This is a genomic window from Synergistales bacterium, assembly GCA_021736445.1.
GTDB lineage: Bacteria > Synergistota > Synergistia > Synergistales > Aminiphilaceae > JAIPGA01.
Map to the genome: position 1 here is coordinate 1 of JAIPGA010000084.1, position 10,619 is coordinate 10,619.

Sequence of the window (10,619 nt, forward strand, 5' to 3'; positions counted from 1 at the left end):
AGCCGATCATCGCATTCATCGCCGGCGGCACCGAATACGCGGCCTCCGAGGCCAACCCCCTGGGCGCTCTGGTCTCCCGGGATCTGGCCTCCCGGATCGCGGCGGTGCGCCAACCGGCGGAAAATCTCCCCAGTGGGGTCCAGAAGACCTCCAACGACAACCGCGCCAGATGGGAGCGCCTCATCGTCGCGGGCAGGGGGCCGGACAGCGGCAGAGACAGCGCCGGGAGCATCGACGATGTCCGCGTGGCGCCGCTGGTGGAGAGCACCTGGAGCCAGGGCGCCATCGGGGGAAAGGCGGTCTACAACTACTACACGCCTCCCAACAGCGCAGACAGCAGCAGCAACTACGTCTGCGGCTGCGTGGCCACGGCGATGTCCCAGCTGATGCGGTTCCACAAGCATCCCCAGAGCGGCATCGGCTGGAACGAGTTCACCATCTACGTAGAGGAGGAAGCAGAGCTGAAAGCCACACGCGGCGGCGACGGCAGCGGCGGGCCCTACGCCTGGGACGACATGCCCCTCACGCCGGACAGCTCCATCACCGACACCCAGCGCCAGGCCATCGGCGCGCTGACCTCCGACGCCGGCGTCACCGTCTCCATGCACTACGCCGGCGCCGGCTCCGGAACGGACACACTGGCGGCCGCCAATGCGTTCACCGACATCTTCGACTACGCAAACGCCGTCAAGGGATACAACAGCGGGGCCAACATTCAGTCGTCGGTGCGGAACACCATGGTGAATCCCAATCTCGACGCCGGCTATCCGGTGCTCTTCGGGATCACCGGCGATCCCGGCGGCCACGCCATCGTCGGCGACGGCTACGGCTACGACGGCGGCACCCTCTACCACCATCTCAACATGGGGTGGTCGGGGCAGGACGATGCCTGGTACAACCTGCCCACCATCGATACGGGGCTGGGAACCTTCATTTCCGTGTACAAAACGGTCTACAACGTCTTCGTCGACAAGACGGGCGAGGCCATCAGCGGCAGGGTCACCGACAGCGACGGCAACCCGATCGCCGGGGCGACGGTGGCCCTCACAGGCGCCGTCGACGCCACGGACACCACCGACGAACAGGGGATCTACGCCTTCGCCGGCGTCCCGTCCAGGTCCGATTTCACCGTGACGGTCTCCAGGGAGGGGATCCATTTCGCCCAGCCCAGCCAGCCGGTCGCCACAGGCAGGTCGCTCAACTTCGGCACGGTGGGCAACCTCTGGCAGGTGGATTTTGCGGAACAGACCTTCACCGTCACCGCCACCGCCGGTGAGGGCGGCAGCATCGATCCCTCCGGGGATGTGGCCGCCGTCTACAGCGAGGATGTCTCCTTCGACATCGCCGCCGACACCGGCTACGAGATCGACGTGATCTCCGTGGACAACACACCGCTCTCCGGCGTCGCCGGGAAGACCTCCCACACCTACACCTTCCACAACGTGAGTGAGGACCACAACATCGAGGCAAGCTTTACAAAGAAGGCATTCACCATCACGGCAACCGCCGGCGAGGGCGGGAGCATCGATCCCTCCGGGGATGTGGCCGCCGTCTACAGCGAGGATGTCTCCTTCGACATCACCGCCGACACCGGCTGGGAGATCGATGCCGTCTCCGCGGACAGCGCACCGATCTCCGGCGTCGCCGGAAAGACCTCCCACACCCACATCTTCAACAGCGTGTGCGGCGACCACACCATCGCGGCGGCCTTCCGGGCCCTGCCCACGCCAACGCCGACACCTCAGCCCACAGCCACCCCGACACCTGTGCCCACTGCAACACCGGTCCCCACGGCGACCCCGACACCCACGGAGGAGCCGACTCCCACGCCGGGGCCTGTTCCCCAGCCGGAGGATATCGACAGCGACGACGTGGCGCCCGATGACGGGACCGTCAGCGTGGATGTCGCCCCGTTGAGCGGAGACGAACAGCAGGGCATCGGGGATGGGGCCCAGACGCTTCTGGACGACGGCGAGGCCCAGCGTGTGGACGAAATCCGGGCCACCAGGGTGAAGGCCAGGGTGGAAGAGCCCGGCGGCAAGGCGGGGTTCACCATCGGTGACGGTGGAGACAGCATGAGCGCCCGGGCCGAGACAAAGAGGGCGCTGCTGGTCAGAAACGCATCGTCCGGCGAGTGGGACCGCACCACCCCGCCCCACAGCGGCGAGAATCTGGACGTCACGGAAGGCGACGCAGGCCTGAACGTACGCGTCCGGGACGGCGGCACCTACGATCGTGACGGCAACGCCGACGGCAGCGTGGAGACCGACCTGGCCGTGGTGGCCTACACCCCCGCCGAGCCCACACCCTCCGGCGACAGCGGGGGCGGCTGCCGCCTCGGCTTCGCACCGCTCGCCCTGCTGCTGGTCCTGCCGGGACTGTTGGCGATCCGCCGATAGCCCGGGCATCACACCGCGGCAGGCACCGGCACAGAGCGGAAAAACAGCGGGAAGACACAGCAGCGCCGGATGCCTGCAGGTATCCGGCGCTGCTTCATGGGCAGCCGGGAAGAACGCGGGGCTGTGGAGACCGATCCGGGACGCGGATACTGCGTTGACAGAACCTCCCTCTGTACGCACACCACACCCTGTGCTATAACTACGCAAAAGCGGCTCTGTCGGCATAGGTTGCAGCGGAACAACCCAGTCCCGGAACCGCGGTCATGCCGCGGAGACCACCGACTGGAAGAAAGGAGCGTCTGAATGGTCTCGATGGGAAGCGGATTGGAACTGGTACGCAAGGGAAGGAAGGGCGCCGCGCTCTTCACAATGGTTGTGGTGGCGGCGCTCCTGGCCGTCGCACCGCAGGCCGCCATGGCCTGGAGTGACGGGACATCCCCTGGGGGTCCCGCATCAACAGGCGATGAAGAGCTCTACGCTGCGGACAGGATCATCTTCTCCCTGGAAGGCTCCGAGCGTTTCGCCCGGCGGAGCGACAGGGGCACCTCGCCGCAGCGGGACTACACGGCGATGCAGGAGAGCATGGAGACCAGGGGCACCGCCGCACTGGCAGGCGCCGGGCTGCGGTGGCGCAGCCTGGAGGCGCTGCCCTTCACGGGGGCGCTGGTCGCCGAGGGGATCGCCGGCGACCCGGTGGAGGCGAGCCGCCGCCTGGCGGAGAGCCCCTCGGTGGCCTGGGCGGAGCCGGACTACCGGAACACCCTCTACGCACAGCCCGCGAAGGGGGACGAAGACGCCACCTACGACCCCATGTATCCCGATGAGTGGCACCTGCACGGCGAAGCCGAAAACGGCGTGGACGCCGCCACCGTCTGGGAGCGGCTCATCGCCGGCGACGACGTGGTGGTGGCCATCATGGACACCGGCGTGGACTACACCCACATCGATCTGGCCGACAACATGTGGGACGGCATCGCCGTCTCCCCGGATCTCGTCCACCACGGCTACGACTTCGGCGAGGACAACAACGACCCCATGGACCGCTTCGGCCACGGCACCCACTGCGCCGGCATCACCGCGGGGGTCATCAACGGCCACGGCATCATCGGCGCGGCGCCGACGGCAACCATCATCGCCGCCAAGGTGGCCGACAAGCAGTTCAGTCTCAACGACAGCTACGTCCTGGCGGCCTGCAACTGGCTGGCCAAACTGAGGACCCTCCACAATGTCCCCGTCCGGGCCGTCAACATGTCCTTCGGCGGCCCCATCTACTCGGAATCCGACAAGGTGGGGCTGGAGGCGCTGCAGGACGCCGGCATCCTGGCCTTCATCGCCGCCGGGAATGACTACCGCGACAACGACCTCTTCGGCGCCGGCTTCAGCAGCTCCATCCCCATGCCCAACGTGCTCACCGTGGCGGCCACCGCGCAGGACGGCGGCCTCACCGACTTCTCCCAGTGGGGACGGGTCACCGTGGACCTGGGCAGCCCCGGCGCGGATATCCTCTCCACCATTCCCGCGGAGTGCGCCCTGCGCGAGGAGGGCGACATCTCCCGCGACATCGGCGGCACCACCTACTGGTGGTCTCCCTGGGACGGCACCTCCATGGCCACCCCTCTGGCGCTGGGCGTGGCGGCTCTCGGCTGGGCGGCCCACCCCGACGCCGACTGGCGGGAGATGAAATCGCTGCTGCTCACCGCCGGCACCCCCGAGAGCGTTCTGGACGGCTACTGCCGCACCGGCGAGCGGGTCTCCGCGCCCGAAACGGCAAGCAACGACATCCCCGAGGGACCGGTGCTCTACGACGCCCTCAACAGCGGTGTCTGGAGCCTCCCCTGGCTGGAGCCCGGCGAACCGCTGACCATCTTCGGCGACAACCTGGGGGACGCGGCGGGAAGCCTCACCGTCCACTCCGCCGACGACGCCCCACCGGCGCCCTGGCAGACAACCGCATCCTGGAACGAAACCCTGCCGACCACCTCCTGGAGCCCCACGGCGATCACCGCCACCGTCCCACAGATGGACGCGACCTTCGACGCCAGGGCCACCCTGGAGGTAACCACCATCTCCGGCGACAGCGCCTCCCTGCCTGCCCTCGTCGCGGAGGTCGGCGCCAGCCGGGACTCCTCGCTGCACCCCGCTGCGGCGCTGCTCAACGGCTCCACCACCACATTCAGCGGCGACCACTACTGCATCGGCAGCTACGAGGACACCGACAAGACCGTCCTCTACCGCTGGGACGACGACTCCGGCGACGTGGCCCCGGAGGCGGACCTCTCCGACCTTCTGCCGGACAACGGCGATACGGTGGAATTCCAGTACAGCACACTGGCGGGCGACGACGCCTCGGGCCGGATCTACATCATCGGCGGCAGCGCCGGCGGGTACCTCTACGCCTACAACCCCGGCGAACCCGAACTGGAGTGGTGGGACCTGGAGAATGACTACCTGGTGGAGCTGCTCCTGCCCTTCGCCGCCGGCGACGGCGAGGGCACCGTCATGGTCGCCGGCGGGATGGACTACCGGGACCGGGGGATCTGGGACTGCGTCTGCAGCCTGGATGTGGGCAGCGTCCCCGACGAGGGCACCATCACGGCAGAGCTGCTGGACGTCACCTGGGACAAGCCCCGCTATGCCGGGACGGCGGCCGTGGTGGAGGGCAGGTTCGCCCTGGCCGGCGGCATCGGCCCCGTAGGCGACCCAGCCAACAACAATGTCTACTTCCTGGACCGGGAGAGCCTCGAATGGTCCGCCAATCCCCTGCCCTACGGGTACGGCGAGAGCGCAGCCACCAAAACGAGAGACGAAGGCGGCGAACTCATCAACGGCACGCTGGCGGAGCACAACGGCTGCCTCTACTACATCGGCGCCGGCACCTTCGCCGGTTCCAGCCTTCTCTCGCCGCACAAGATGTACTACACCAGCCCCTTTATCTTCTATCTCCCCGCCGAGTACATCGGCGCACAGGAGGGGAAGAGCGCTTCCGGCGGCGTCCCCTGGGGGATCCTCGACAGGCGGTTCGCCTTCCCCGCCAGCCTCAACGGCAAGCCATCCTTCTTCCCCTTCCTCCGGGACAGCAAGGCCGTGATGGCGGCCCACTACGTCAACGACAGCGGGTACAGCATCTTCGAGACGCCGCTCTACGATCAGATCCCCGCAGACCGGCACATGGTCACCGCCACCGCCGGAACGGGCGGTGCCATCGACCCCTCCGGGGAAATCGCCATACCCGACGGCGGGACGATCTCCTTCGACATCACCGCCCACAGCGGCTACGCAATCGATGTCATCTCCGTGGACAACAAACCCCTCGCCGGTGTCGGCGGGAAGACCGCTCACCGCTACACCTTCGAGGATGTGAGCGAGGACCACGGCATCACGGCGGCCTTCCGGGCCCTGCCAACGCCCACGCCGGCTCCGCAGCCCACGGCCACCCCGACGCCTGCGCCGACGGCGACACCGACCCCGGCGCCCACCGCCGCACCGACCCCCACGCCCACACCGGGGCCGATCCCCCAGCCGGAGGAGATCGACAGCGACGACGTGACTCCCGATGAAGGAACCGTCAGCGTGGACGTCGCCCCGTTGAGCGGAGACGAACAGCAGGGCATCGAGGATGGTGCCCAGACGCTGCTGGACGACGGTGAGGCCCAGCGTGTGGACGAAATCCGGGCCACCAGGGTGAAGGCCAGAGTGGAAGAGCCCGGCGGCAAGGCGGGATTCTCCATCGGTGACGGTGGAGACAGCAGGAGCGCCCGGGCCGAGACAAAGAGGGCGCTGCTGGTCAGAAACGCATCGACCGGCGAGTGGGACCGCACCACCCCGCCCCACAGCGGCGAGGATCTGGACGTCACGGAAGGCGACGCGGGCCTGACCGTACGCGTCCGGGACGGCGGCACCTACGACCGTGACGGCGCCACCGACGGCAGCGTGGAGACCGACCTGGCCGTGGTGGCCTACACCCCCGCCGAGCCCACGCCCTCCGGCGACGGCGGCGGAGGCTGCCGCCTCGGCTTCGCACCGGTCGCCCTGCTGCTCCTCCTGCCGGTGCTGATGATACGCAGACGGTAACCCGATACGAACAAGCCGACGCCCGGCGGCTTCGCCCGCCGGGCCATCGCCGACAGAGCCGCAGGCCGCCCCCGTGACTACGGGGACGGCCTTGCGTATCGGACCTCCTGCAATGCAGCCAGCCTTCAATCCAGCAGCCCGCCCTCTCCGCGGACGCCTCGTTCCGTTATACTGTGGGAGAATGATCGACGCGGAGCGGTTAGAGAAAGATGCGGTAGTCGACATTCAGGCTTTGGGCAAGGCGACGGGCAACATCCTTGCCAATAGGACGTTTGCCGTGTTCCATCTCCGAGATATGATGCCTGCTCAGGCCTGCGGATTCCGCCAAATCCCGCTGGGTAAAGCCTTCTTTCAACCGGGCACCACGGAGGCATTCCCCCGGCAACGAACCGCGATCGTGCCCCAGACCTTCGGGAAAGGAAAGCATACGTTCCTCGTCTTCCACCACCGAAAAGCCCTGTTTACGGGCGCTCTGCACAAGCCGGTACTTCGCCGATTCCGGACCGACAAGCGTGATGGTACACTCTCTGTCAGTAGGGGGCCTTCTCGTGCGTCCCAACATAGGTCACCTCCACTTTTACTGTCCCGCAATGTTCACGCCACAGGGCAACGTAGGTGGGCCGGCCCTTTTTCAAATGGCAATGGTGCGCCCCATCGCCAAGCTTCCCATAATGGGGCCAATTCCCGCGTACAGGTCCGGATTGTTCTATCTCGGCCATTAACGTAATGGCCTGGCTCCGAACCCGCTGAGGGACATTCCGTATCTCTTTCGCCACCTTCTTCGTATAGACAACCCGCTACCGTCCCATAACCACAGTGTACCACTCTATGGGACCCAAGCGAAGGGGGGACAACGTGCAAGGCCAGACCGCTGCAGTGTAGGCGGGGATGAGCGATTCCATCTGTGGTGTGTAGAACATTCCATACATAATGAGAACGATCTTGGGAGGGTTTGCCATGGAACGCCACGCGCTGGACGCACCGACACAGCAGTACTACAAGCGCCACGCCGCCAGGCTGGCCGAATGCTACGGCGGCGCGGAGGAGGGGATCGCCGCCTGGTTCGACCGGGCCTTCACCAGGGGACCGTCGGTGCTGGACATCGGCGCCGGGGCGGGGCGGGACCTCCATCTGCTCCGGCAGGCCGGCTGGGACGCCCGGGGCGTGGAGCCCTGCCGGGAGCTCATCGACGAGGCCCTGCGCCGCTATCCCGAACTGGAGGGCCTCCTCTGGGAGGACTGCCTTCCGGAGCTTTCCACCCTTCCCGACTGCGAATACGAGAATCTCCTCTGCGCCGCCGTCCTCACCCACGTACCGGAGGTGCATCTCTTCCCCAGCCTGATCCACCTCCGCCGGATGCTGGTGGACTGGGGCCGGGTGCTCGTCTCCACCCCCACCGACCGCCGGGGCAACCCCAAGGCAGGACGGGACGGCACGGGGCGGTTCTACAACGGTGTCTCCCCCAGGCAGCTCAAGACGCTCTTCGGCAAGGCGGGTTTCCAATGCCTGGAGGAGAAGGTGGAACCCGATTCGCTGGGACGGAAGGACCGCTACTGGTCCACCCAGCTCTACAGCAAGATCGACCGCCAGGGCCACGTGCAGCCGTAGCGAGAAGGCCCGAGACCTTCGCGTTGCCCCGCCGTGCAGGGGCCGGCATGACAGCGACAGTGCAACACCGGCACCCCGCAGGGGAGGCTGAGCTGTTGGCGGGAAACGCCTACACCCACCGCACGGAGGAGGCCTTGAAGAGTACCCAGACCTCCTTTCCGGGCTCCAGCCCCATGCACTGTACGGATCCGCGGGTGAGCCTGGCGGAGAGGGTCAGCGACGAGACGTTCACCGTCACCATGATGCCCTGGGAGATGCGGTCGTAAAACATCCGTTCCACCTCGCCCTTCAGGCAGTTTCTCGTGGAGAGCCGGTTGGGCCGTTCCATGGCGAGCGCCACATTGGAAGGCGACAGCACGGCGGTGTCGGCCTGTTTGCCGTAGCAGAGGGCGTAGACGGTCTGTCCGTCGGCCAGATGGGCGGACACCAGGCCTTCCTCCTCGCAGGCCTCCCAGGGTCCGGAGAAGGTGTTCACGTGGCCTTCCTCGATCACCTCGCCGAGGTTCATGGAGACGGTGCGGTCGCAGATGCTCTGCAGCCAGGGATAGTCGTGGCTCACCAGGATCAGCGTGGTGCCCCACTCCCTGGCGGCGAGCATGACGGCCTTTTTGATGAGCAGCTCGCTTTTCAGGTCCACGCTGGCCGTCGGCTCGTCCAGCATGAGCACCGAGGGCCGGATTGCGAGCCGCGAGGCCAGGGCGATCCGCTGGCTCTCGCCGCCGGAGAGTTCGAACCACTGTCGCTTTTTGAAGGCGTCCGGATCGAGCCCCACCCACTCCAGGGCCTCCTCGACCCTGCCGGCGATCTCTCCGGCAGGGACATCCCGCAGCCGCAGACCATAGGCCACGTTGTCGAAGACAGAGCGCTTCAGGAGAAAGGAGTTCTGCAGAAGCAGGGAGACATCCTTGCGCAGGCTCTCCATCTCCCGCACGTCCCGGCCGCGGAAGGTAATGGCGCCCACGGTCGGTTCCTCCAGGAAGGAGAGCACCCGAAGCAGCGTACTCTTGCCGCTGCCGTTGGGGCCCAGGATCCCCAGGATCTCCCCCTGCCGGATCTCCAGATCGGTTATCTGGAGCACCTTCCGGCCCGAATAGTAGTGTTCGAGCCCTTTGATCCGGTAAATAGGGTTCATCGTGCGGCCTTCCTTCTGAATCCGCTCAGGAAGAGGTTCACCGCAAAGGCCAGGCCGAGCAGCACCATGCCCAGCGCCAGCCCCATGGCGAACTCTCCCTTTCCCGTCTCCAGCGCAATGGCGGTGGTGATGGTCCGGGTGTGCCACTTGATGTTGCCGCCGATCATCATGGAGACGCCCACCTCGGAGATGATCCTCCCGTAGGCGGTGAGCGCCGCCACCAGAACGGCGAAGCGCGCCTCGAAGAGTGTGCCCAGAAGCACCTGCCTTCTGTTGGCCCCCAGGGTCATCAGCGTGATCCGTGCCTGCCTGTCCAGCGCTTCCACCGCAGTGGCCGTCAGGGAGACCACAATGGGAAGGCCAAGGATGAACTGGCCGATGGCGATCCCCTGCAGCGTGAAGAGCACCTCCAGCCCGCCCAGCGGCCCCCTGCTGGAGATGAAGGCATAGACCAGAAGCCCCACCACCACCGTGGGAAGCGCCAGCAGGGTGTCCACCACCGTGCGTACCGCCTGCCTGCCGGGGAACTTCGACGTTCCCAGCAGGAACCCCAGTGGTGTCCCCGCCAGCAGGGTGATGGTGATGGAGAGGGTGGAGACCTGCAGTGTCGTGAAAATGGCCGAATAGGTCTCCTCATGGCCGCTGAAGAGCAGTTCAAAGGCCTTCACAAAGGCTTGCGAAATATAGTCCATTCTAAGCCACCCGCCTTCGCGTTGTCACGCTAAAAGAGAGCATCGCCCGTTCTGCAGCGATGCTCTCCTGTGCGTACCAGTTATTCCGTTTGGGCGTACAAGCTATTCTACTTGGCGTTGGGAGTGAAAAGGGTCTTTCCCAGGAGCTTGTACTCTGCGATGGCTTCCTGGGCCTTCTCGGAGGTGACCCATTCGATGAACTCCGTCGCCAGGCCGTACTTGACGTTCTCGCAGCGGTCGGGATTGACGGCCATCACGCTGTACTGGTTGCGGAAGACCGCATCGCCCTCCACCAGGATATCCAGCGGCGGATCTCCGTCGTGGTTGGACTCGTACTTGATGTAGGTGCCGCGGTCGGTCATGGTGTAGGCATCATGCTCGGCGGCGATGTTGATGGTGTTGATCATCCCCTGGCCGGTCTGGATGTACCAGCTCTGTTTGTCGGGAACCTCGAGCCCCGCGGACGTCCACAGGGACTTCTCCTTCTTGTGGGTGCCCGAGTCATCGCCGCGGCTGGCGAAGTGGGCCTGTTTCTCCTTGATGGTCTTCATGGCTTCGGCTGCGCTCATGCCTTCGACCCCGGCAGGATCTTCGGGGGGACCGATGATGACGAAGTCGTTGAACATGATCTCCTTGCGGTCCACACCGTAGCCGTCTTCCACGTACTGTTTCTCGGCATCGGGTGCGTGGACCATCAGGACGTCCACGTCACAATTT

At 66.1% G+C, this 10,619-nt stretch carries 7 protein-coding genes; 3 read left to right on the top strand and 4 right to left on the bottom strand.

The features are described 5' to 3' along the window. Together K9L28_10305 and K9L28_10310 are read left to right on the top strand one after the other, a co-directional pair. Nucleotides 1-2,399: C10 family peptidase (locus K9L28_10305; protein ID MCF7936718.1), on the top strand; the 2,399-nt coding region annotated here is incomplete at its 5' end. Between the two features lie 303 nt (nucleotides 2,400-2,702). Beyond that, entirely contained in the window at nucleotides 2,703-6,470 is a 3,768-nt protein-coding gene (locus tag K9L28_10310; protein MCF7936719.1) for a S8 family serine peptidase, read from the top strand. Nucleotides 6,471-6,669: 199 nt separating this feature from the next. On the opposite strand, the gene K9L28_10315 is transcribed toward K9L28_10310, so the two are convergent. Beyond that, nucleotides 6,670-7,032: a helix-turn-helix domain-containing protein gene (locus K9L28_10315; protein MCF7936720.1), complete on the bottom strand. Its 363-nt coding sequence runs from the start codon at nucleotides 7,030-7,032 to the stop codon at nucleotides 6,670-6,672. Nucleotides 7,033-7,427: 395 nt separating this feature from the next. On the opposite strand from K9L28_10315, the gene K9L28_10320 reads away from it, so the two are divergent. Next, nucleotides 7,428-8,078 (top strand): class I SAM-dependent methyltransferase, encoded by a 651-nt coding sequence (locus K9L28_10320; protein MCF7936721.1) that lies wholly within the window; start codon nucleotides 7,428-7,430, stop codon nucleotides 8,076-8,078. Nucleotides 8,079-8,187: 109 nt separating this feature from the next. Here K9L28_10320 and K9L28_10325 read toward each other — a convergent pair whose 3' ends face one another. The 3 genes from K9L28_10325 to K9L28_10335 all read right to left on the bottom strand — a co-directional run. Beyond that, a complete protein-coding gene (locus tag K9L28_10325; GenBank protein MCF7936722.1) occupies nucleotides 8,188-9,210 on the bottom strand; it encodes an ATP-binding cassette domain-containing protein in 1,023 nt (340 codons plus the stop codon). After that, a complete protein-coding gene (locus K9L28_10330) occupies nucleotides 9,207-9,902 on the bottom strand; it encodes an ABC transporter permease (GenBank protein ID MCF7936723.1) in 696 nt (231 codons plus the stop codon). Before K9L28_10330 ends, K9L28_10325 begins: the two co-directional genes overlap by 4 nt. Before the next feature lie 107 nt (nucleotides 9,903-10,009). After that, the coding region (locus tag K9L28_10335) for a substrate-binding domain-containing protein (GenBank protein ID MCF7936724.1) at nucleotides 10,010-10,619 on the bottom strand (610 nt) is incomplete at its 5' end.

Coding starts and splice junctions, on each gene's coding strand:
- K9L28_10310 (MCF7936719.1), top strand. CDS start 2,703: ATGGTCTCGATGGGAAGCGGATTGGAACTGGTACGCAAGGGAAGGAAG.
- K9L28_10315 (MCF7936720.1), bottom strand. CDS start 7,032: ATGTTGGGACGCACGAGAAGGCCCCCTACTGACAGAGAGTGTACCATC.
- K9L28_10320 (MCF7936721.1), top strand. CDS start 7,428: ATGGAACGCCACGCGCTGGACGCACCGACACAGCAGTACTACAAGCGC.
- K9L28_10325 (MCF7936722.1), bottom strand. CDS start 9,210: ATGAACCCTATTTACCGGATCAAAGGGCTCGAACACTACTATTCGGGC.
- K9L28_10330 (MCF7936723.1), bottom strand. CDS start 9,902: ATGGACTATATTTCGCAAGCCTTTGTGAAGGCCTTTGAACTGCTCTTC.